Source organism: Paenibacillus sp. FSL H7-0323 (assembly GCF_038002725.1).
Taxonomy (GTDB): domain Bacteria; phylum Bacillota; class Bacilli; order Paenibacillales; family Paenibacillaceae; genus Paenibacillus_AQ; species Paenibacillus_AQ odorifer.
The window spans coordinates 4,359,822-4,382,479 of record NZ_JBBODB010000001.1; the positions used below are offsets into that span (position 1 = coordinate 4,359,822).

Sequence of the window (22,658 nt, forward strand, 5' to 3'; positions counted from 1 at the left end):
CCCCGTCCTTATTCTTGATGATGGCAACTGGAACGTGAGCATAAAAAAGAGCCCCGTTAGCCATATAAATGACCAACAGGACTCCCTTTTGTTATGGTTTATTTCCCTTCCGCACGTACTGGATCACGGAACATAAATTTCAATAGTGGCGGCGTTACAAGTGTAGTTACAATGACAACAATAATGACCGAAGTAAAATACTGTTGCTGTAACAAGCCGCTTTGCAGCCCTGTGGCGGCAATGATCAACGCAACTTCCCCCCGTGAAATCATCCCAGACCCAATAATGGCAGACGAGTGGTTATCAAAGCCTGTAAGACGCGCACCCAGACCGCCACCAAACAGCTTGGTCAGAATGGCAACAACCGTAAGCAAGATCACGAAGCCTATTTGACTGCCTACTCCTTCAAAGGAAACACTAAGTCCGATACTTACAAAAAAGACCGGCACAAAAATCGAATAAGCAATCGGCTCGAGCTTGGATTCTACCGTGTGCTTAAAGGAAGTTTGCGAGATAGCAATCCCAGCCGCAAAGGCACCAATGATTCCTGCCATCCCCATGATTTCAGCAAAATAGGCGAATGCGAAACAAATCATTAACGCTGCTGAAATAATCGCCTCTGTCACCTTCAACGGAGCCATCCATTTCATGACCCGAGGAACAATGAACCAGCCGGCAATAATCGCTACGGCAAAGAACAACACCTTTTTCCCAATTAAAAGACCAATAGAAACGTCTGTACCTGTACCAAAAAAGCTCATCAGAACAGCGAGCAAAATAACAACTAGAATATCATCTACTACGGCAGCCCCCAGAATTGTAGAGCCTTCACGTGTGTTCAGCTTATTCATATCTTTTAACACCTGCACCGATATGCTGACCGATGTTGCACTAAGAATAACGCCCATAAACAAAGCATTATGATAAGCAAAACCAAACATTTCTCCTAAGGCGAACCCACCCAAAAAGGGTAATATAATTCCACCGACGGCTACTGCAAAAGCTGATTTCCAGTTCTTGCGCAATTGATCCAGATCCGTCTCAAGCCCCGCTATGAACATTAACAGTAGAACACCGATCTCAGAGATATAATGAATAAACTCTCCATCCTGAACCCAGCCCAGTACCGCAGGCCCCAGTATGATTCCCACAATAAGCTTACCTAGCACAGCTGGTTGCCCAAGCCGCACAGATAGATCACCAGCTACTTTGGTGAACAATATGATCAGCATAAGATATAAAACAAACTCCATCTTTCAATCCACTCCCTTGTTGTATATAAGAACTGCCAACCAGGAGCTTCTCCAAGCCAAAAAAAGACAAAGAGGAGCCCTTGTTGACAGGCTCCTCCAAAAAACAAATAATTATTCAATTTAACTTTATAAATTATATTATACCTATATTTAAAATAACTGTAAACCAGATGCGCCGATAATATAAATTATGCACATTTGATTTGTTCTAGAATTGAATTGCTTATTTCAGATAGAACACTTCACGTAAGGGCTGCATAGGCACCTCATCATTGAAATCAAATGAACCTTCAACCATCTTAGAGGTAATCGCATTCCAGCGGTTGCAAGCATCACTTTTGGCAATGTAATCAAAAGCCGCCTTACTATCCTCACACTCATAACAGTAAAAAAATTGATTGCCATTCTGAAAGATGGAATAGTTAGAAATACCAGCCTTACTGTGCTCCTCCAAAATTTCTGGCCAAGGATTTAAATGCATAGCTACATACTCCTCTAAACATTCTTCCTTCACCCGCCATGTCCAAGCCAATTTATTGCTGCTCATCTGCTCATCCTCCTAGAAATCCCCTCTTTTACACATATTAAGAACTAAGGACATTTGATACCTATTATTGTACCTGAATAGAGTAGTCCAAGCTATGCATATCTATATGATCTGTAAATTTTTTAAGCGTTAATTCCGGCTTCACTCGGACGTAGAATAGCAGAACCAATCGCCAGCAGCACCGCGGCCATAAGACCCAAGATGGCAAAAGGCAGCCATAATTCATTCCAGCCTCCACCTGTAGCAGCGATATCGATCGCTTGGATCGCCCATTTTTGCGGTACAAAATTAGCTGCCTTCTGCATATAATCCGGCATAATGGATAACGGCCAGAAACAGCCTCCAAGCATACAGGTCGGGGTCAGGATCAGCGAATTAAGCATGCCAGTATTATTGGGATTGCGAATCAGACCTGCTACCGTACTGGCTAAGCCCATGGAAACGAGCATAAATGCTGCAAGAACCAAAAAATACAAGTAGAGCGGTAATCCAAAGTCAAACTGCAGTACATAACGGCCCAAAGCAAGTACTACAACAATTTGAATTAACCCAACAATGAAGCTTCCCAGAAAATTACCGAGGGCAATCTCATACGAACGAACCGGGGCACTGAACATACGTTTCATCGTTCGTTCTCTTCGATCATCCATAATAAGCGACACTGAACTTGTAACCAGCCCCATTAAGAACATCAAAGTAAATCCTGTGACGATGCTTAAGCCCTCTTTTGGATATAAATCATAATCTGTTCTTATACTGCCTACACTATGTTGCTCAGCTCTTTGCATTACGGCAGCAAACTGTGAGTCCGAGTCCGTAGCCTCAGTCCGAGCTGCTCCAATTAGTCCAGCAGTGTTTCGCATTCCATCAGCAATTACACTGATTTTCATTTTTACCATAATGGATGTTTCAGTAGCCTTAAGCTCATACACACTAATTTGTGGCTCTTCTCCAGCAAGCAGTGCGGAGGTGAAGTTTTGCGGTATCAAAATACCGGCTTCTCCGTTCTGATCGATAATACTCTCCCTCAAATCAGCCTCATCTGTCTTCTCTACCAGCTTATAATCACCAGTATTCTCCAGCTCGGTAAGCAAATGTTTGCCCGCTGCACCATCGTCCATATTCGAATATAAAATAGTAGCCGGTCTCTCACCCATACTTCCACTAATTGCTACTACCCCGGCCACGACAAGACATGGCAGAAGAATATACGAAAGCAGCCCATTCCGAGAACCAATCGTTCTTTTCACCATATTCCAAGCAATCGTTAAGATCTTATCCATGGTAACCTACCTTCCGGTACGAGATAACCGCTGCACTGAATAGAACCAGACAGATGATCGACAAGACCAGCAGATTCGGCAAAATCTCTGAGACCTCTGCATGCAGCATCATTTTTAGAACAGCTTGTAGTACCCAGTGATTCAGGGTAAATGCCCCGACCGAGTTCACCCATGATTCCGGAAGTGGAGCCATCCCTCCACTAATGAAGGTCATGACCACAGTGATAACATTAACAATACTTCCTGCACTTGCTTTAGTTTTGCTAAACATTGAAATAACAATCGATAATGTCATGGAAGCTATGATCATTAAAAGACAGAAGAGCAGCAGCAAGCCCGGACGATTGCCCCAATTTACGCCAAACAACAAATGAGTCAGGATAATAATCGCTGCGCACTGCACTACACTTACAACCCCTACGCCTAGCATTTTACCAATAAACAGCTCAGAACCTTTTACCGGCATTGAAGTTATTCGGAAGAGGGTATGATTTTCTTTTTCATTAAAAAGAGAGCTGCTGACGGTCAAACCGCTATATAGCAGAAACATCAGCATCATGGATACCGCATAGAATTGGGAGGCTGTATAGGATCGGCCACCTTCACTGAGCGCCCCAACCTTAACAGAAGGCTGCTCTCCCAAACTTGGTGCAGTAGCGGTCAAAGCTTCTGGACCCAACGTCATAGCTACGGATTGCTTATAGTTAATATTGTTCAAAAAGTTATCGAATACCGTCCCCGCAACCATATTATCTGTCCGATCTTTGCCCAGAACAAACTCTAGCTTTGCAGTTTCGCCGCTTTGTACTTTCTTATCGAAGCCTAGGGGAATAATAACCGCATAACCATATTTCCCGGCGCGCAGGCCACTTTCCGCTGTCTCTCGGCTCCCTACTTTGACCGGAATAATGATATCCTTAAGCTCCGGCGTCTTCAAAAAGCTGTCTATCATCGCCGAGCTTTCATACCCTTCTCCAGAAAGATTAACTACACCAACACGTACAGGGTCAATCTTAGACGCTGCCTTATCACCGATTACACTGGAGAGGGAAGCACCCAGCAGAAAGATCAAAAGCAGCGGTAGCAGAAACATATTAATGATGATTGAGCGTGAAATAAACAGCCTGCGAAGCTCATAAATCATAATTGTCCAAATATTTCTCAAAGCGTTCTCTCCCTCCTTTAATCGCGCAATGTCCGTCCTGTCAAACTAAGGAATAAAGTCTCCAGATCCGGCTCCTCAATATTTAAAGAACCAATAACGCCTTCATGTTTAGCAAAAATAAACAAGATATCCTGCAGCTCATCCTGTGAGGAGGGGAGATACATTTCTACCGTTCCCTCTTTACTTTCCACTCTCGTGATCCGCGGGTGTAGACTAAGCTCATTGATTAGCTCCGGGGTGATGTTCGTTGCTTTGACCACTATTTTTTCTTCTTGAGAAACCCGTTCCCGCAGCTCCTTTTCCGTGCCACAAGCAATGATATGTCCCTTATCCATAATCGCTACCCGATCACAAATGGCTGCAACCTCTTCCATATAATGACTAGTGTAGATGACGGTTGAGCCAAGCCGATTCAGCTCTTTGACCGACTCAAGGATATGATTACGAGACTGCGGATCAATCCCTACGGTCGGCTCATCCATAATAATCAGCTTTGGATGATGCATGATGGCACAAGCGATATTCAAACGTCTCTTCATCCCTCCGGAAAAGGTAGCTGGTTTTTCTTTGGCCCGGTCACTAAGTCCTGTGAAAGCGAGAGCTTCCGCCACCCGCTCTTTCAGCAATTTTCCCCGCAAACCATACAATCTTCCGAAAAAAGTTACATTTTCTGCTGCTGTCATTGTATTGTACAAAGCCAAATCCTGCGGAACTAAGCCGATCTTTTTCTTAACCTCCAGTGCATACGAAGAGACTGATAACCCATCAATAACAATGTCTCCACTATCAATCTTTAGCAGGCCGCAAATCATACTTATAGTTGTACTTTTACCTGCCCCGTTCGGGCCTAGCAGGCCAAAGATCTCTCCTGCTTGAATCGTAACATTCACATGATCTACCGTTAATTTGTTCTCATACCGTTTCACCACATCGGTCAACACCGCGATTGCCATCTCTTATCTCCCCTGTCGTGTGTGCTTCTATATTTTCAATTTTATTCTAGGTTGAATTTTTGCGGATGTACGAAAGGTCATTTTTTGAAGGTGACTAAAGTCATCTCCTGAAGTAGTGGGATAATATGCTAAGATTATTAAAAAACATAAAGGATGACTAAGGCGTGCCCAGAGAGCTAAACTTATTGCGTTACGGACTCATCTTAATCCCTGCGTTTATTACCATTTATGTCTATCAATATAACGATTATGGAATCTTCACGCTGCATATCCTGATGCTTCTATTCCTTGTGGTCATGGTGCCAAAGCTCCCTCGATCCATTCATGCTTTGATTAGTATCATTGAAATCTTGTTCACGGCCTGGTTATGTTATCAATATGGCAGCATGATGATTTTCCCCGCTATATCAGCACTGCTTTATTATTCCAGACTCCAGCCTAAAGCAGTGCCTTACGTGTTCACAGGTGTACATCTGATAGCTTTGAACGTTGCACTCCAGAATTCTCCATCGCTCGTAGTGACTTACATTAACCTTTCATTTCTGCTCACTGCCTACCTAAATAAGCTATTATTGAAAGCTGGCCAGCGGCGCGAAGACACTCTTCTTCTATATGATGAGTTGCGCAAAAAGCATTTCGAGCTTGATGAAGCTCGCAACCGCCTGCTGGAGTTCAGCGCGCAAGTAGAAGAGTCTGCCCAGTCCAAAGAGCGCGTCCGAATCTCACGCCAGCTCCATGACGATATCGGCCACCGGCTAATCCGGATTAAAATGATGATGGAGGCCGCCCTCCAGACCTTGCCCACCTCTCCCGAGAGTGGAATGCAAATGATGGAACTGATTCGTGACCAGCTGTCGGCCAGCATGGACGATATGCGGTCCGCAGTTAAACGTATCAACTACACCCCGAAGCTTGAGGGAGCTTATGCGTTAGACCGGCTGCTCGAAGAGATTGGGCGTGAGACGGGGATCGAGACCTCATACCAAGTTCAGGGCATACCTTATCCGCTCTATCCTAGTATCCAAGTGATCCTGTACAAAAACGCCCGTGAGGCTATAACCAACGCCTTGCGGCATGGAAAAGCAACGTCCATCCGGATCAAAATTGACTACGCGCAAGCAGGAATCACTATGGAGGTTAGCAACAATGGATCACTTCCAGAAGAAGAGAAGCTCCGCAAATTATTGGGGAGTGGTGGGGACGGGATGAAAGGCATGTACGAGCGCACTCATCTGATCGGTGGAACACTCGAACTAAGGCAGGAGCCACATTTTACAGTCATTACGCGGCTGCCCATTTATAAGCAAGATGAGATTGTATAACGAAAGGAGCCATGCTAATGATTAAAGTGTTAATTGTTGATGACGACCCCTTTATTCGCCAAAGTCTGCAAGTATTGCTAGGGATGGACCCAGATATTGAAGTTGTTGGAGCAGCTTGTGAAGGTAACGAAGCCTTGGAATTACTTCAAGAAGGATTAATGGCCGATGTGGCTCTGATGGATATCCGCATGCCCGGCTGCGGTGGCGTTGAAGGAACGGAGAAGATTAAGCAGGCTTTTCCGCAAATTGCGATATTGATGCTGACCACCTTCGACGACGATGAATATATCATTGAGGCACTACGTAACGGAGCTAGTGGATATTTGCTCAAAAACATACCGCCAGACCGGATCATCCAGGGCATTAAAACGGTTTTTGAAGGGAACATGCTTATCCACCCTGATATCGCCCGCAAGCTTGCAACCTTTCTGCAGCCTACGGCACGGCAAGAATTGCCACAGGTACAGCCACTGGAATCCTTCGGATTGACCAAAACAGAGCTGGCTGTAGTGGCTTCTATCGCTGAGGGGCATAGCAACAAAGAAATCGCCGGACAGCTTTTTTTAAGCGAGGGTACCGTCAAAAATTACATAACGGATATATTAAGCAAATTAGAGCTCCGCGATCGTACGCAAATTGCAATTTTTTATTTGAAGAATAGGCAAGGTTGAACTAGTAACATATAGCATATGAATAGTCCACTGCCAAAGTTAGTTTTTCTTACGGACTCCAGTGATGCTGCTCCTTGGCGCGGGTTCGGACTCCAGCGACGCTATTTACAATTTTATCGGCGTTTGAGCAGAGTTTCGGACCCCAGCGACGTTATTCCTCAGAAAGAGGCTCATTTGGGGTGTTTTTGATGCCAATAGCGCCTTTTGGGTCCGTTACCATTCTAAAAAAGCGAAAATGCTGCGATTAGGGGCAACTGGGTCCGATAGCAACTTCTCGCACGCGAAATTACCATCTAATCAAAAACAAAGATACCCCATTCACCATTTCATGGCTTATGGGGCATCTTCTAGTTATCCTTCCGCTGATTCCTGCTTGGCTTCAGTGGTTTTTTTTCGTTTAAGTTGGCCGTCCGGAAGGTTCCGACTGCGTATGCCTGTCTTCATCCCGATGATGCTGTAGATGCTGGAAGGCTTCGCCTCAGCGGTAATCATCCCATCTGTCTCCGGCACCAAAATAATACCGAGCTGATGGTGATCCCCATCATAGATCGGGCTTTGAAGGTATTTACTCTCCCCTTCACGGTTCAGCACCTCCAGCTTGCAGAACGCTGGATTCATGCGCAGCGCCTCATGTAGCTGCGCCGCATCGGTCAACAGGACCCCGTTGACCTTCAGTAAGATCTCGCCGGGCAGGATGCCCAGCTCCTGGCCGGGACTGCCCGGCAGCACGGCCAGCACTTTGCGGCCGCGCGGTGGATGCACGAAGATGGGGCTGATGCTGCGCTCTTCCAGAGCGCTGTACCAGCTTAACCCTTCGTGCAGCACAATAGCTGCGAGCGCCGCGACCAGAGTCAGCGGGCTCCACCAAGCGGCAAGCAGGCTTAAGCCGAGCAGGACGATGCTGTAGATCAGCAGCCGTCCTGCAGTGCGGGCCGCCTTGCGCCCGGGCAGCATGCCCTGCGTCATCTCGCTGAAGCCGATGATGACGGGCAAAGAGACGATGCCAAGGCTGCCGCCGAGCAGCGAGTGCCATGGCAAATCCGTTCCTGCACCCGAAGGGAGCAGCAGGAACAGCGGCAGCGGCCAGAAGGCCTGCAGCTGATAGCCGCCAACGACCATGCCGCGCTTCCCCTTCAGGAAGAGCGGCGTTGCAAGCTTGGCCCCTTGTCTGCGGGCCAGCAGCGCCTCCGCCATGTGCAGCAGCGCAGCTAACACTAGCAAAGCAGGAATATCCATCTCCCGTATGGCGATGGTAATATTCCCTACCGTTCCACTATCTAAAGCATCTGGAAAGAAAGAAATTACAAATTGAATGATACCTAACAAGCCTATAGAATACGCGAAGCACAAATACCGTACACGCAATAGCGACAACACGAGACTAACTACCCAAATGCAGGCTACAGCCGTACCTGATAATGATATTCCTAGCAGAACGGCTGCTATAGAGACGACCAAACCCATGACTAGACCACTCCATACCGTCCGCCACGTTTCCTGACCCCAGCTATGTAATTTCACATGTATCAGCTTTCGTTCTAATGCCACCTGCCTGCGGTAATATAACGCAATAAATATAATAGCAATGTAGTAATACGGCTGGATCAATAAGTGTAAGAACGCAGTGCCCAAGCTTCCTAACAGTTCCTGAATCACATTCAAACTGTTCGTCACACTCCTTTTCGTCCGATGACTGATTTGTATATATTCTAATTCCTCTACGTCGGTTGGCATTTTCTTATCTAAAAGAAAAAAAGAAGGCTGAATTCAGCCTTCTTACTTTTTCGACGCTGCCGCCTTAATTTCCTTCTGAATCTCAGCAATCCCTTTATTCCGTTGGTTGTCGTGAACAGGGTCTTGAATGACCTTGATCAGCGCCGCTTCCAGCGCCTCGGCTGTCTTGGCGTCAATTATGCCTGTGACTTGGAGCTTTGCTGTACTTTGGAACTTCTTCACTGCGTCCTTAGTGCCAGCATCGAAATAGCCATCTTTACGTCCAGGCTTATAACCCAAACCGTCCAGCATCGTCTGTGCACTCTTCACATCAGCGTTGTTCATATTATATTGCAGCGCCACGCTCTTGTTAATCGGAGCCACCGAGAAGTAATCCGGCTGCGCTACCGCGATATCCGGTTTAATGCCCTTACCGTGGATCCATGTGCCGTCTGGCGTAAGCCATTTGGCAATGGTAACTTTCAGCAAGCTGCCGTCTCCAAGCTGTTTGTCAAAGCTCGTCTGCACGGTACCTTTACCGAAAGAATTGTCACCGATTAGCTTAGCTCCTGCCGACTGCTGCAAAGCACCCGCCAATATTTCCGAAGCACTTGCGCTACCTTTATTCATCAGCACGACCACTGGATAAGCTTTACTCGATCCTTTTGAGGTACTAACTTCGCGTTTTTTGTCTTTATATTCTATTTGCACTATAGATTTTCCAGCTGGAACGAATTGCTCTGCCATTTCAATAACAATCGGAAGAACACCACCTGGATCATTACGGACGTCAATAACAAGTCCCTTCATGCCTTGCTTCTCCAGCTTCTCCAGCTCTTCCTTGAATCGTTCTGCGGTATTCAGGGAGAACTGCGTAACCTCGATTACACCCACATTGTCCTTTTCCATGGTAGCGTAGACTGTTTCAAGCTTCACATCATCCCGGGTAAGAACAAATTCGAGTGGCTCTACAGAGCCGGAACGTTGTATTTTCAAAGTGGCCTCACTGCCCTTAGGACCGCGAATCTTGGCAACAGCTGCATTCAGCTCCATGCCTTCCAGCGATTCACCGTTAACGGACAGAATAACATCTTTGGCCTGAATCCCAGCTTTCTCAGCAGGTGAGCCCTTGATCGGAGAGACCACGACTACCTTGCCATTATCCGAAGAGACCTCCGCACCGATACCTGAAAAGGAACCCTCAATGCTTTCTTCGAATTTCTCAGCTGTTTCTTTGCCCATATAGTTGGAATAAGGATCGCCCAGCGCTTCCATCATACCGTTGACAGCACCGTCTATCAGCTTCTCCCGATCTACTGTCTCGTAGTAATTGCTCTCAATCAGACTGAGAGCCGTTCCAAGCTTCTGGGATTCCTTCTGCTGAAGGCCAGTAACCTGCAATGCTGAGGCCAGTCCTTCTCCTGCAGCTTGTCCGATAACATGACTATAACCCGTCACGCCCAAGGTCACCAGACTACCGCATAGCAGGGCGGCGATAATCATAAACGCCGCTGTGCTTTTTTTTAACATGATGTTCCCACCGTCCCTTCTTGTCCATCTCGCAAACAACTCCATAAGTCCGTCCTGAAAGGTACGGTATCTCTTCCAGTATATGCCGTACGCTCAAATAATATGAGTTATAAGTTCTTAAAAATTAGAGATAAGGCATCGGATTTACTGTCTTGCCGTCGATCCGAACTTCAAAATGGAGATGGGGGCCCGTCGAATTACCTGTAGAACCGGATTCAGCAATCACATCCCCACGATTGACTCTATCCCCAGGACTAACCTTGATACCACCTTTACGGATATGTCCGTAGAGGGTCCAAACTCCGCCGCCATGATCAATAATTACACAATATCCATAGCCGCTATACCATTCAGCTACGATTACCGTTCCCGAATCAGCCGCATGAATATTGGTTCCTTGTGGAACTGCAAAGTCTACCCCGGTGTGTACTTTCCCCTTCTCCCCCGTAATAGGGTGTGTCCGTGGTCCGTAGGAGGAGGAGATTCTTGCCGAGCCTACAGGGAGCAGGAAGGGTCCATCTCCACCAGCATACGCGGTTGAGGAGCTGGAGCTTGAACTGCTGCTTGCCTTGCTGGCTGCGGCTTTCTTGGCAGCTGCTGCTGCCCGGCGTGCCGCTTCTGCTTTGGCGGCTGCTGCTTTGCGCGCTGCTTCCTCAGCTTTAATCTTATCCTTTTGGGTTTCCAAAGCAGAACGTTCGCTTGCCAGCTTAACCAGCTTCTCATTCTGCTCTTCACTTAGATCATCGCTTTCTTGAATCTGCTTATCATAAAATGCGATAAGCTCCTGCTTCTCCGCTTCCTTCTCTTTCAGCAGGCTTCTCTGATTTTCCAAGGAGGTGTATAACTGCTTGGCTTGAGCATATTGCCCCTCAAGCTCCTGCTTTTTCTCTACAACTGTCTGCTTGTCCAGCTTGTGTTGGACTAACAGCTCCTGATCCTGATCCACAATCATCTTAAGCGAATCGGTGCGGCCCAGAAAATCAGAGAAGCTTGTCGATGAGAGCAAAACATCTAGGTAAGATACCGCTCCATCCGTGTACATCAACCGGACACGGGATCCTAAGAGTTCTTCTCTTGAGGCCACTCGTGCCTCTGCTTCATCCAATTCCGTTGCTGTAACATTAAGAGATTCTTCTGTATCGGAAATTTTGTTAGAGATTTCGGTCATTTTGCCTTTAACTTGATCCACTTGCTGCAATACATATTGTAAATTGATATTTGTCTTATTCTTATAGTGCTGCGCTTCCTGCGTTTGGGACTCCGCTTTCTCTTGCTGCGCTTTAGCTTCCTGCACCTCTTGTTGCAGCTGCTTTAATTGCTTATCGATTTCGGCAACACTTGTTTTTTTGGCATATCCATCAGAGGGTTGGAATATAGTGACAGCTAGTAACATTACGGCTAGTCCGGCGGCAATCTTCTTCAACTCGCACTCCCCATCCTTCACTCTTAAATTAAACTTTCAAAAACTTACGAATAGAAACCGTACTTCCCCAGACGCCGATCAGCACGCCTAGTCCAACTAACAGACCTACGAGCAGCAGCCAAATATCACTGAAAGGGATCAGCTGCAATCCGAGCATTGGATCTCCCTGTATCGAAGATTCCAACCCCTTGTAACCGGCATATAAAACACCCGAAGTAATCAATGATCCAATGAGTCCAATTAATGCCCCTTCTATAAAGAAAGGCCAACGAATAAAATAATTTGTCGCGCCTACCAGCTTCATAATCCCAATCTCTTTACGCCGGGCAAGAATCGTTACCCGAATAGTATTGGAGATGAGGAACATAGACATAAGTGCCAGCCCCGCTACAAAAATAAAGCCAATGTTGCGTACGGCACGCGTGATTTTAAACAATGTTTCTATCGAGCCTTTGCCATATTTCACTTTGTAGATAGGCTGCTCGGTATGTGTCTTGTTAAGGGCTTGAATCTTCTCAGCCACAAAAGCAACGGTAGTAGGTTCAATAACCTCTACCTGAAGGGTATCTGGAAGCGGGTTATTGTCTTCATCGAACCCTTCCAGAAGCTCTGCTGCCTCCTCGCCCATATCCGCGCGGAGATCTTTAAGTCCCTGTTCCTTGGAGATGAACGTAATCTTGCTGACCTCCGGCATATTGCCAATTTCAGTCTGCAGGGTCTCGCGCATCTTCTGATCTGTATTCAAAGCTAGATGCACTTTGATCTGTACCTGACTGTCTGCCTCATCAGCTACAGAATTTACGTTAAGAACAAGAAGAATAAATACACCTAGAACAAAAAGAGAAACAACAATCGAAGTGATTGAGGCGATCGACATCCAGCCATTACGGAATACGCTTTTGAAGCCTTCCCGCACATGTCGCAAGAAGGTTTTAAAACTCATAACCATATTCCCCTCTCGCTTGGTCTCTGACAATGTTTCCATTCTCAATCGCAAGCACCCGTTTGCGCATTTTGTTCACAATATCTCTGTTATGGGTAGCCATTACAATCGTTGTTCCACGAAAATTAATCTCGTCAAGCAGCTGCATAATGCCCCATGAAGTCTCGGGGTCTAAGTTACCTGTAGGCTCGTCCGCAATAATAACAGAAGGATTGTTGACGATAGCCCGTGCAATAGCGATCCGTTGCTGCTCACCACCAGAAAGCTGTGAGGGCTCACGATTCGCTTTACTTCTCAGTCCAACCAAATCAAGAACCTCATTCACACGTTTCTTGATGACTTTTTTCGGCGCTTCAATAACTTCCATAGCAAAAGCTACATTCTCGTATGCCGTCATTCTGGGCAAAAGCCGAAAATCTTGAAATACAACGCCAATATTACGGCGGACATAAGGGATTTTGCGTGGTTTTAGCTTTCCTATATTGAAACCTCCCACCGAAATCTGTCCTTTGGTAGGCACTTCTTCTCTATAAATCAATTTCATAAAAGTAGATTTACCCGCGCCGGAAGGGCCGACAACGTACACGAATTCATTGCGGTCGATTTTCACTGAAACTCCTTGCAGTGCGTGAGTTCCGTTAGGGTACGTTTTCCATACATCTTGCATTTCAATCATTTTCTCACTTCCCAATTATGACATTTTCCACTTGTGCGAATCGACATTGTCCACCTCAAGTTTCCATAAACTTCAATATTTCCGCAATGTATCTATTGTAACAAATCTGTAACTGATTGAGTACCCCGTAACTGCACGACTATTCGAAAGTTTTGTAGTGACTGGACATATACATATAAAAAAGCACCTAGCGGTGCCTGTTATCAGATGTCGTAACTCCCTTTATTAGAGACTACTTATTTCTTACTAATTTATTATCGGTATCCCACGAAGTGTTCTTTAAGTTCTGTTACAGGGCCGCGCCTGCTTAGCGCAATCCAAATCCCCAAAAGGAGATTAATCATGAAAAAAATCCATGCTGCCCTCATAGTGGTCATCGCAATCGTCCTTATCGGCTCCTGTATTTACGGAGGGCTTCATCTATATGGCAGCAAAACCACGCTTCCAAAGGGTACAACCCTTGCCGGCTGGCAGGTCGGAGGCATGACTCTCACCGAGGTCCGCTCCCAGCTGGATAAACGGCTGCATGCCCTCGAAACCGTCCCTCTAGTGCTAAAAGTGGAAGGCAATGCAGATCTCTCCCTAACCCTTAATAAGACTGGGTTGAGCTATGAAGCCTTTGCTTTTCAGCAGGGCTTAAAAGAGCTTGCCGAAGGAACGCTTTGGGAGCGGGTAAAGGCACGCTATAACTTCCCTAAGTTGTGGAAGCTTGAAACCCATCTGGAAATCGCACAATTTCAAAAGATTCTAAGTCCCAGTTGGGAGAAGGAGTCCTTTGGTGAACCAGTGGACGCTACACGACGAATTACAGGCGATGACCGAATCGTATATACTTCTGAGAAAACTTCCCTGGAGGTTGATTGGGCAGCTCTGGAGACTTCCTTAGGAGCAGCTGCCCCCACCAGCTTTAATCATCTGAATGCCCTGCTGGAGAAGGGAATCACGATGCAGGTCCCTTTGTTAATCCTGCAGCCTGACATAACTTTAAAGAAATTAAAGGAACAAGGTATCGAGCGAAAAGTAATGCAGTTCAGCACCTCTCTAGGTGCAAGTGGACCTGGACGAAGCTACAACGTGGAAGCTGCTGCCAAAGCTGTGGATGGAACCATTCTCCCGCCTGGAGCCGTCTTTGATTATGGAAAAGCTATAGAAAAAGCAAAGGTAAATTACGGCTTCCGTGAAGCGCCGGTGATTGTGAACGGCAAGCTGCAAGCAGGTGTTGGTGGAGGGATCTGCCAAGTGTCGAGCACTCTTTACAATGCCGCACTGCGTATAGGGCTAGAAATTGTGGAACGCCGTAATCATTCCTTGCCCGTCAACTACTTGCCCAAAGGTCAGGACGCAACATTCGCTGAAGGTTATATCAACTTTCGTTTTCGCAATACGACTGGCAAATATCTCATAATTAAAGCAGCTGTGCAGGGTAAATCACTGACCATAAAGCTGTTCGGCACGTTTCCGCAAAATGTCACTTACAAAGTTCATTCAAAAACAGTAGAGGTACTCCCACCAGTCGATAAATACGTAAACGATTCTTCACTGCCTCGTGGCAGCTCACGCGTTATTCAAAATGGGAAAACCGGATATATTGTTGAAACCTACATTACAAAGTATGTTGACGGTAAATCCACTGAGGTGAATAAACTGTCCCGCGACGTATATTACGCACAAAAACGATTAATCGCCATTAATCGTGGAGGCGTGAGCAAATCCATAATCCCGGATGTCCCCCGAAAGCAGCTGGTGGAGGACGGCGTCCGCAGTGAATAGCTAACAACAAATAACCGGTCAGAGCCCCTAAGGTCTGATCGGTTATTTTTTCCAGCAATCTATTTTACCTGTAGCTTACGTTACCCGGCTTTGAAATTTACGATTCAGGGGTACATTAGAAGTAGACCCATAATCAGAAAGGATGAACATCCTATGACAACAGCTCTTGTAAATGATCTTACTGGTATTGTCCGCAGTGCTCCTGCTATTTTTGCCTCACGCACTTGCAGAGAAGCCCTTCGCGTCATGTTTCAGCATCCAGAATCCAAATGTATCGTCGTCTGCAATGCTATGAATGAACCCCTAGGAATGTTGATGAGCGAACGTTTCTTTTTGAAAGCTACCGGAAGATCCGGAGTAGATCTATTCTACAGAGAACCTGCCATGAAGCTTATGAACAAAACCCCGCTCATTCTTGATATTTCCACTCCACTCGATATGGTATTGAGCCTCGCTATGAACCGCCCGGATCCTATGAAAAATGATTGTGTCATTATCACTCGCAAAGGTAAATTCGCTGGTGTTGCATATACCTCTGACCTTATCCGCGCCCAAGCGTAGAACCTCTTTACCTTTCCTCTTCTACCCTAAACCTTCCTCAAAAAAGAATATCCGGTGACGTATCAATTCTCCAGTATCCATTCACCTTTTTCAGCTTCACATACACCGACTCACTGCCTTCCTGCCCGCTCGAATAAGGAACTGTTAAGTCAAATTCAGCGGTTGTTGCAGTTTTGGAGAGCATTCGGGCGGTGGCTTTTTCAAACATTAATGAGTTTCCAAGATCCGCATTCACCTGTGACATTCTACCTTCATGCTCCAAAAATTGAGTCTGCACATAATAAGCTGCTGCATTATGCGTGTAGGCTTTTTTTATGTAATTCATCAGCTTCGCCTTTGTCCCAATATCATTGGAAAGGTAACGGTACTCTTGCGCTTTATACATGAAGGTTTCCATCGGGAAAAAGTTGCCCCCGCGGCTAGTATAGAAATAGATTGCTCTGGCATGTACAACAAGCGGTACAACACTTTTTACCGTCAAATTGTTTATGGTAGCTGGACCTTCTTTTCCTGTACCAATCACAGCCACATTTTTTATTGCCGAGCTTCCCACTGATGATGAAGCTGCCATAACTCCGCTACCTGCTGATAAAAGGCCTAAGGATAGGGCCAACGAACCAAGCATCCATTTTTTGTTCATCTGAAGTTCCTCCTCTTTCATCTAAAAAATACAGGCGATCGCCACTGTTTCAGCTTATGCACCCCGCAAGCTAAAATACCCAATAAACAGAGGAATGAAAACGTATTACAACTCTTTTGAAAATATAAAAAAACTCCACCCTCCTGATTCACAGGAAAAGCGGAGTAATATAGTTAAATAAAGTAGTACTAGAACCCTAATTGGATGCTGCTGCGGTGGCCTCATAATACGCTGTAAAAGCTACGTTAGCAGTCAAAATACTCTCCGTATTGTTCTTAGTACGATCCTCGTAGGATTGCTGAAAATTGAAAGAGTCTACATTCACAATACGAGGTAAGGCTTGTAGTTCATCCATCCATTGCCGTATCCCCGAATATGTCCCCTCCACCACTGCAGTCATTTTGATCTGTTTGACCGTCGGGAATGACACCTCAGCTGAACCTGTCATTTGCTGAATCGGATTAGCCTCATCCAAAACAAAACTAAGATCCTTTAGCCGCGCTTTTGAGGACGTGCTAACCTCCCGTAAATCAACAATCAGACCTTCGCTGTCATCGCCCTTTGGGAGTTCCCCCAGTAATTCCTTCTGTTCTAGATCTCCCTCATTGCCGCTGCCCTTCAGCTCATTGATTTTGTTTTGGAGGACTTCTGCTTCCTTTTCCAACTGACTGATCTCGCTGCTCTGTGCGGAAATTTCCTTATTAGTCGGCTGAACACCCAGCATATAGAATGCAAACAATATCAGGAATAGAATTAACACCCCTAGTACGATGGGAGAGCGATATTTATTGATCTGTTCCATCGCTGCTCACCTCCCCTTGGCTGGCATCCGTATCACTGTTTTGCTGCTTAGCCGCTGCTAAGTTCACTTTATAAATAGCCGTATACGTATTGTATGAAATGGCATCTGCGGCTCCTTCAGTAAGCTTTTGAATAGAGGCATCGGCCGTAAAAGACATTTGGCGAAGTTGTCTTAAATAGTTGGAAGCATCCTCCATAGTGGATACATTTACAGTCAGATCTATAGATGTCCGGTAGGTATAGTTAATATCACGGATTAGTGCCTCCTTAGGCAATCCTCCCACTAATTCGTCCAAGATAGGGACTGCAATCACCTTATTGTCCTGAAGCACTATGATGGCTGCTTTCCGATCTAGCTGTCTAGGTCCGCTGTTCTTAAGCTTCGCGAGCTCTACTTGGAGCATTAAACTGCGATCCTGCAGGCCTTGCAGCTGTTCTTTACCGTTAGAGATTTGACCCTTATTGGCCGAAAAATAAATCCCCGTTCCGATCATCCCCAGCAGCCAAATCGCTACAAGCCCCATCGTGACATAAGGAAATAGCAATGTCTCCCGATCTTCTCTCGGCAATAGATCAATCGTATCCGTGTTGATGCTATTTTTTAGAGCGGTCCCGGCAGCTACACGGTAATCATTTAGATCAGGGTCAGAAACAGCAGCACTAGCCATCTGTTCCAGACTTATTGGAGTTATTTCAAGTTCAGCTAGGGACTGCTGGAGCTCCAGGTCCAGTTGTTTACGAATCGAGGGAGTGCCCGTAATCACTAAATTGTTGATACGAGTGGAACCGTCATGCAAGCTGTATTGATAAAAGCTGAGCATACGGGAGATTTCCGCAGTGATTTCAACCATTTGCTCGGGTGATAAATGTTCTTCTACAGCGACAGCTGTTTCTGCCAAGGTTTCACTGTCTGTCAAAAGATCCATTCCCGCTAAATTTCTTCCTTTATGTAGATCAAGTAAGTTTATCGTACGAATGAAGACCGGATTCCCGTTTCTGAACATATAAATGTCCATTACCGATGGCTCCATATTAATCAGCATCGTCTCCGCAAAACTCTCCCCGTGCCCAGTGGTTATAGCACGCGCCAAAGCGGTTGCCGAAATTTCGACACTGCTTATCCGAAGACCCGCCCGCTCCAGAATTTCTACGTAATCCTGAATCGATTTTCGCGGAGCAGCAAATACGAGCAGGTGGCTTTGCTCCTCATCCACTTCGAGCGTTACATAGTCGTAGACAGGATTTTCAAAAGGTAGATGCAGTCCCGTCTCCACTTCCAGCTTCACCAGTTGTTCTACCTGTTTGTCGTTGGTACTAGGAATACTCATTTTGCGGATAATGATCTGCGAAGGTGGAATGGACAAAGAAACCTTACTTCCCCTTAACCCTTCCTTCTTCACCCACTGCCTTACCCGATCATAAAGCGCCTCGCTATCCGCCACCTGATTCTCAATGATCATGCCTGGAAGGAGCGGGAGAAACCGTTTTTTACGGACTTCCCATGACTGTTTATTCTTAAAACTAATATAACGGATTCCGGCAGCTTCAATTGAAAGTCCGGCCACTTTGGGGCCTAATCCAAGCATGTGATCGATGTCCTCCTATCCGATGAGCGAGAGATACGCGCCGATGATGTGTGAACCATATCCAAAACTAATTAAAGCTCCTATAGCTAACCATGGGCCGAAGGGTACCGGCTGTTTACGTTTGATTACACCGAGCAGCATCAGCAGTCCGCCCACCACGCTCCCAAGCAGACAAGCCACAAAAAAGGCTAAAATCACATTTGGAAAGCCAATCACCAAGCCCAGCAGCGCAAATAACTTCACATCTCCAGCCCCCATGCCACCTAATAGAACAAAAGGGATAAGGCCCCCTCCCCCAAGCACTGCTCCTAGCAGATGATGCCATATCGGTCCTTCTGGAAATAGCAGTACAAGAATCAGCAGCAGCGGTAAAAAAAACAACAATACCTTGTTGGGAATCAGCATGTACTTCAAATCCGCAACCGTCACGATAACCACTAAACTCACAAGAATGAACCCGATGATTCCCTTACCCGTCAGGCCAAATTGCATATACACCCATAAAAAAAGCAAACCCGTTGCCGCTTCTCCAAGCGGGTATAATGGCGATACCCTTGTGCCGCAGTATCGGCATTTGCCTTCTGACAGCAGGTAGCTTACCACTGGAAACAAATCCCGCGCTTTTAGCCGCATATTGCAGTTCGGGCAATGTGACGGCGGATTAAGCAAGGATTCCTTGGCCGGCACCCGCAGCGCCACTACGTTATAGAAGGAGCCTAGAATCAGACCCAGTAATGTGATGTAACTTGCGATAAATATCGTCATGGCTGTCCTCTGTTAGCTTCTGGATTTTAAAAAAGGAATCGGGAAATCCGATTCCTTAGGGGGTTTCATATAGACTTGATTTTCGAATAAAAACCAATTTATTCTTTCTGAGCGTTCAATACTTCTTTTGATGTAAAAGACTTAGGAGTAGTAGAAGTAAATGTGGTAGCAGTCTGTATTTGAACAGCATCGGCAGCAGCTAGAACACCTGCAACAAAGTTTACAGATCCTCCATTTATAGTCTCTTTATTACTAGGTAGCACAATACCCGACTCAAGATATTTTTTAGAGATCAGATCAGTAATAGCGATCTTTTCTGGAGCAGCCGCAGTAGAAGTCGAACTATAGATTCCATTTTTCTCACTAACTACATAAAGTCGAGCCGCATCATAAATTTGACGAGCAGTAGCTGCATCCGAGTCCTCTCTAGTATTATTAATTATTCCACCAATCATCGGTATTGCAATAACCGCAATAATCCCCAAAATAACGATAACCGCCAGCAACTCAATCAGCGTAAACCCCTTTTGATTTTCCTCTTTGCTTAATCTTCTTTTAATCGCTTGTGCTAACATTTGATTTCCCCCTCTAAGTGGTGTGTGATGATAAGACCTATATCCTTTATTTCAGTGAATCCAACATCATCTTTCTTGTGCTTACGGAAACAGCTCGTCCATCGTCGTCTAATCGCCAGCGTAAGTTCGTGGATCTTGCCCCGCCTCCCGGGCGTCACCCCTCTCAATATATACAAGGAACCAAGAGGTTCACATATTACCGTACAGACTGAACATTGGCAGCATAATGGCGGCCACAATAACACCTACAACAGCAGCTAGAAAAGCAATCAATAATGGTTCAAGCAGCGACTTCAAACGGTCGACGGTATTCTCCACGTCCATCTCATAAAAATCAGCTACCTTGGACAACATCGTGTCGAGCGCCCCTGTCTCTTCGCCAATCGCTATCATCTGCGTAACTAGTGGCGGGAAGACCCAGGCTTTTTTTAGCGGCTCAGATAGTGGATTTCCTTGTCTCAGCGAATCCCCTGCGCTACGGATGAATTTCCCGATGACCTTATTTCCTGCTACCTCCTCAACAATCACCAAGGACTGTAGAATCGGTACAGAGCTGGCATAAAGAGAAGAAAAAGTGCGCGTAAACTGAGCAATCGAGCCTTTTTGATTCAGCTTACCAAACACAGGTATCTTAAGCTTGGCATAATCCAGAGCGTAAGCACCCTTTTCCGTACGTTTTGTAATCTGAAAAGCTATCACTAGGAGAAGTACTCCGAGTATCCAGAAATACCATTGACCTTGAATGCTTTTGCTAAGTGCCAAGACCATCTGTGTAATTGCCGGAAGCTCGGCATCCATCGATTCAAACATCGTTACAAACTGTGGCACAATCGCCCAAAGTAGATAGATAACCGCGGCAATCGCCATAACCCCTACGGTAATCGGGTACGTAAGCGCTGATTTTATCTTCTCTGTCGTGGTGTGCTGTTTCTCAAAAAACATAGCCAACCTGTCCAACGTCCCCTCAATATCACCGGATTCCTCACCGGCACGGATCATGCTGACAAATAGCTGCGGGAAGATTTTTTTATGATCCTGAACGGCTTGTGAGAACGATATCCCGCGCATCAGGCTGGAATTAACATCTACTAACGCTTTGCGCAGTGGCTTACTCTCGGTCTGCTCTGCCAAAATACGCGTTGCATCCACAATCGATACCCCCGCCCGCATAAGCGTGGCAAACTGCCTGCAATAAATGATGAAATGAAGCGGCTTAACGGGATTACCAATATAAATGTCCATCGATAAAATTGTGGTTTTGCGTTCAATCAGTGAAAATACCGTAAGTCCCCGCTTGCGTAGCTCCTCCATCGCCGTAGGTTTATCGGTTGCCGTTAGTTTCCCTTTGATAGATTTGCCTGCGGATGTCTTCACCTGATATTCAAAAAGAGGCATCAGCTGCTCACCTCCGCCATAAACGCCTTAGCTGCTGTTGGATCAATAAGCCCCTGCGATAAATAGTCACGGATGCTCATGTCCAAGGTGTGCATGCCTTGTGAGCGTCCCGTTTGCATCACATTTTTGATCTGATGTGTTTTTTCGGTACGAATAAGATTGGCTACGGCTGGTGTATTGATCAAAATTTCCGTAGCGCATAAACGCCCCCGACCTCCAGCCCTTGGGAACAACCGCTGACTGACTACTGCCAGCAGCACTGATGCTAGTTGTGAACGAATCTGTCCCTGCTGATGGCCCGGAAAAGCGTCGATAATTCGGTCAATCGTCTGTGGTGCGTCTGTTGTGTGTAAAGTTGCCATCACAAGATGACCTGTCTCTGCGGCCGTAACCGCTGCTGAAATGGTCTCCAAATCCCGCATCTCACCAACGAGAATGACATCCGGATCCTGACGTAAGGCAGCACGCAATCCATTAGCAAAACTAGCCGTATCACTTCCCACTTCACGTTGATCTACTAGACAGGTTCCATGGTTATGTAGAAATTCTATCGGATCTTCCAACGTCACTATATGCTTGCTCTCCGTCTGGTTAATATAATTCAGCATAGCTGCAAGCGTAGAAGATTTGCCGCTGCCTGTGGGTCCTGTAACCAAAATTAGACCTTGTGGCTTAAGCGACAAAGTAGTTAAAATCGAAGGCATCGACAGCTGTTCCAGACTCGGAATCTCTGCAGGAATCGCCCGGGCGGCGATACTAACCTCGCCCCGCTGACGATAAACGTTCACCCGGAATCTTACCCCACCATCAAGCGGATATGAAAAATCCAACTCGCCCGCATTCCGAAATGCTTCAATTCGTTCATTACCAAGTAGCGTTTTGGCCATATCTACCGCTTCTTCAGCAACCACGGATTCACCCTCAAGCGAGTGCAGCTTTCCATCCATCCGAATAACCGGCGGTGATCCTACAGAAATATGTAAGTCAGAAGCTTTGGAGGAGTAAGCCGTTTGTAATAGTTGTCTAATATCCCGCGTATACGTTGGCATTAGCCGCTCCCCCTAAGTTAATATGCTAAATCCCTGT

General features: G+C 46.1%; 21 protein-coding genes. 4 read left to right on the forward strand and 17 right to left on the reverse strand.

Annotated elements, in window-relative coordinates; genetic code table 11:
* Positions 1-98: 98 nt before the first annotated feature.
* The 5 genes from MHH89_RS19805 to MHH89_RS19825 all read right to left on the reverse strand — a co-directional run bounded on the left by MHH89_RS19805 (position 99) and on the right by MHH89_RS19825 (position 5,201).
* Entirely contained in the window at positions 99-1,253 is a 1,155-nt protein-coding gene (locus tag MHH89_RS19805; protein WP_076123814.1) for a cation:proton antiporter, read from the reverse strand.
* A 223-nt stretch (positions 1,254-1,476) separates the two neighbouring features.
* Positions 1,477-1,800, reverse strand: coding sequence for an L-rhamnose mutarotase (locus MHH89_RS19810; protein ID WP_038573529.1), 324 nt, complete (start codon positions 1,798-1,800; stop codon positions 1,477-1,479).
* A gap of 122 nt (positions 1,801-1,922) precedes the next feature.
* Entirely contained in the window at positions 1,923-3,083 is a 1,161-nt protein-coding gene (locus MHH89_RS19815) for an ABC transporter permease (RefSeq protein WP_076282444.1), read from the reverse strand.
* Complete coding sequence (locus MHH89_RS19820; protein WP_081392587.1) at positions 3,076-4,248, reverse strand: ABC transporter permease; 1,173 nt, start codon at positions 4,246-4,248, stop codon at positions 3,076-3,078. The genes MHH89_RS19815 and MHH89_RS19820 overlap by 8 nt, the downstream gene beginning before the upstream one ends.
* Positions 4,249-4,265: 17 nt before the next feature.
* Positions 4,266-5,201 carry an ABC transporter ATP-binding protein gene (locus MHH89_RS19825; protein ID WP_036678569.1) on the reverse strand — a complete coding sequence of 312 codons (936 nt, stop codon included), beginning with the start codon at positions 5,199-5,201 and terminating at the stop codon, positions 4,266-4,268.
* A gap of 164 nt (positions 5,202-5,365) precedes the next feature.
* Here MHH89_RS19825 and MHH89_RS19830 point away from each other — a divergent pair, with 164 nt between their 5' ends.
* Positions 5,366-6,523: a sensor histidine kinase gene (locus tag MHH89_RS19830; RefSeq protein WP_076279161.1), complete on the forward strand. Its 1,158-nt coding sequence runs from the start codon at positions 5,366-5,368 to the stop codon at positions 6,521-6,523.
* Between the two features lie 17 nt (positions 6,524-6,540).
* Positions 6,541-7,194, forward strand: coding sequence for a response regulator transcription factor (locus tag MHH89_RS19835; RefSeq protein ID WP_076123821.1), 654 nt, complete (start codon positions 6,541-6,543; stop codon positions 7,192-7,194).
* 351 nt (positions 7,195-7,545) lie between these two features.
* Here MHH89_RS19835 and MHH89_RS19840 read toward each other — a convergent pair whose 3' ends face one another.
* The 5 genes from MHH89_RS19840 to ftsE all read right to left on the reverse strand — a co-directional run bounded on the left by MHH89_RS19840 (position 7,546) and on the right by ftsE (position 13,479).
* Complete coding sequence (locus tag MHH89_RS19840; RefSeq protein ID WP_076192447.1) at positions 7,546-8,856, reverse strand: PDZ domain-containing protein; 1,311 nt, start codon at positions 8,854-8,856, stop codon at positions 7,546-7,548.
* Between the two features lie 114 nt (positions 8,857-8,970).
* Positions 8,971-10,437, reverse strand: a complete 1,467-nt coding sequence (locus MHH89_RS19845) for a S41 family peptidase (RefSeq protein WP_076123824.1) — start codon at positions 10,435-10,437, stop codon at positions 8,971-8,973.
* A gap of 124 nt (positions 10,438-10,561) precedes the next feature.
* Positions 10,562-11,860: a murein hydrolase activator EnvC family protein gene (locus tag MHH89_RS19850; protein ID WP_076123826.1), complete on the reverse strand. Its 1,299-nt coding sequence runs from the start codon at positions 11,858-11,860 to the stop codon at positions 10,562-10,564.
* Between the two features lie 28 nt (positions 11,861-11,888).
* On the reverse strand, positions 11,889-12,803 hold the full coding sequence (ftsX, locus tag MHH89_RS19855) for a permease-like cell division protein FtsX (protein ID WP_076182150.1): 915 nt from the start codon (positions 12,801-12,803) through the stop codon (positions 11,889-11,891).
* Positions 12,793-13,479 carry a cell division ATP-binding protein FtsE gene (ftsE, locus tag MHH89_RS19860; RefSeq protein WP_036678556.1) on the reverse strand — a complete coding sequence of 229 codons (687 nt, stop codon included), beginning with the start codon at positions 13,477-13,479 and terminating at the stop codon, positions 12,793-12,795. Before ftsE ends, ftsX begins: the two co-directional genes overlap by 11 nt.
* Positions 13,480-13,821: 342 nt before the next feature.
* Here ftsE and MHH89_RS19865 point away from each other — a divergent pair, with 342 nt between their 5' ends.
* Both MHH89_RS19865 and MHH89_RS19870 read left to right on the forward strand, forming a co-directional pair.
* Complete coding sequence (locus MHH89_RS19865) at positions 13,822-15,249, forward strand: VanW family protein (protein WP_341087935.1); 1,428 nt, start codon at positions 13,822-13,824, stop codon at positions 15,247-15,249.
* A gap of 153 nt (positions 15,250-15,402) precedes the next feature.
* Positions 15,403-15,810 (forward strand): CBS domain-containing protein, encoded by a 408-nt coding sequence (locus MHH89_RS19870; RefSeq protein WP_076182146.1) that lies wholly within the window; start codon positions 15,403-15,405, stop codon positions 15,808-15,810.
* 37 nt (positions 15,811-15,847) lie between these two features.
* Here MHH89_RS19870 and MHH89_RS19875 read toward each other — a convergent pair whose 3' ends face one another.
* The 7 genes from MHH89_RS19875 to MHH89_RS19905 form a co-directional block, all read right to left on the reverse strand.
* A complete protein-coding gene (locus MHH89_RS19875) occupies positions 15,848-16,450 on the reverse strand; it encodes a DL-endopeptidase inhibitor IseA family protein (protein WP_051491029.1) in 603 nt (200 codons plus the stop codon).
* Positions 16,451-16,646: 196 nt separating this feature from the next.
* Positions 16,647-17,252, reverse strand: coding sequence for a type 4a pilus biogenesis protein PilO (gene pilO / locus MHH89_RS19880; protein WP_248549029.1), 606 nt, complete (start codon positions 17,250-17,252; stop codon positions 16,647-16,649).
* The gene (pilM, locus tag MHH89_RS19885) at positions 17,236-18,837 is read right to left on the reverse strand and encodes a pilus assembly protein PilM (RefSeq protein WP_340394687.1); all 1,602 of its coding nucleotides are present in this window, start codon (positions 18,835-18,837) and stop codon (positions 17,236-17,238) included. The genes pilO and pilM overlap by 17 nt, the downstream gene beginning before the upstream one ends.
* Positions 18,838-18,852: 15 nt before the next feature.
* Positions 18,853-19,602: a prepilin peptidase gene (locus tag MHH89_RS19890; protein WP_341087938.1), complete on the reverse strand. Its 750-nt coding sequence runs from the start codon at positions 19,600-19,602 to the stop codon at positions 18,853-18,855.
* 98 nt (positions 19,603-19,700) lie between these two features.
* The gene (locus MHH89_RS19895; protein ID WP_076303612.1) at positions 19,701-20,177 is read right to left on the reverse strand and encodes a type II secretion system protein; all 477 of its coding nucleotides are present in this window, start codon (positions 20,175-20,177) and stop codon (positions 19,701-19,703) included.
* 189 nt (positions 20,178-20,366) lie between these two features.
* Positions 20,367-21,572 carry a type II secretion system F family protein gene (locus MHH89_RS19900; RefSeq protein WP_036678542.1) on the reverse strand — a complete coding sequence of 402 codons (1,206 nt, stop codon included), beginning with the start codon at positions 21,570-21,572 and terminating at the stop codon, positions 20,367-20,369.
* The gene (locus MHH89_RS19905) at positions 21,572-22,621 is read right to left on the reverse strand and encodes a type IV pilus twitching motility protein PilT (protein WP_341087940.1); all 1,050 of its coding nucleotides are present in this window, start codon (positions 22,619-22,621) and stop codon (positions 21,572-21,574) included. The genes MHH89_RS19900 and MHH89_RS19905 overlap by 1 nt, the downstream gene beginning before the upstream one ends.
* Between the last annotated feature and the right edge of the window lie 37 nt (positions 22,622-22,658).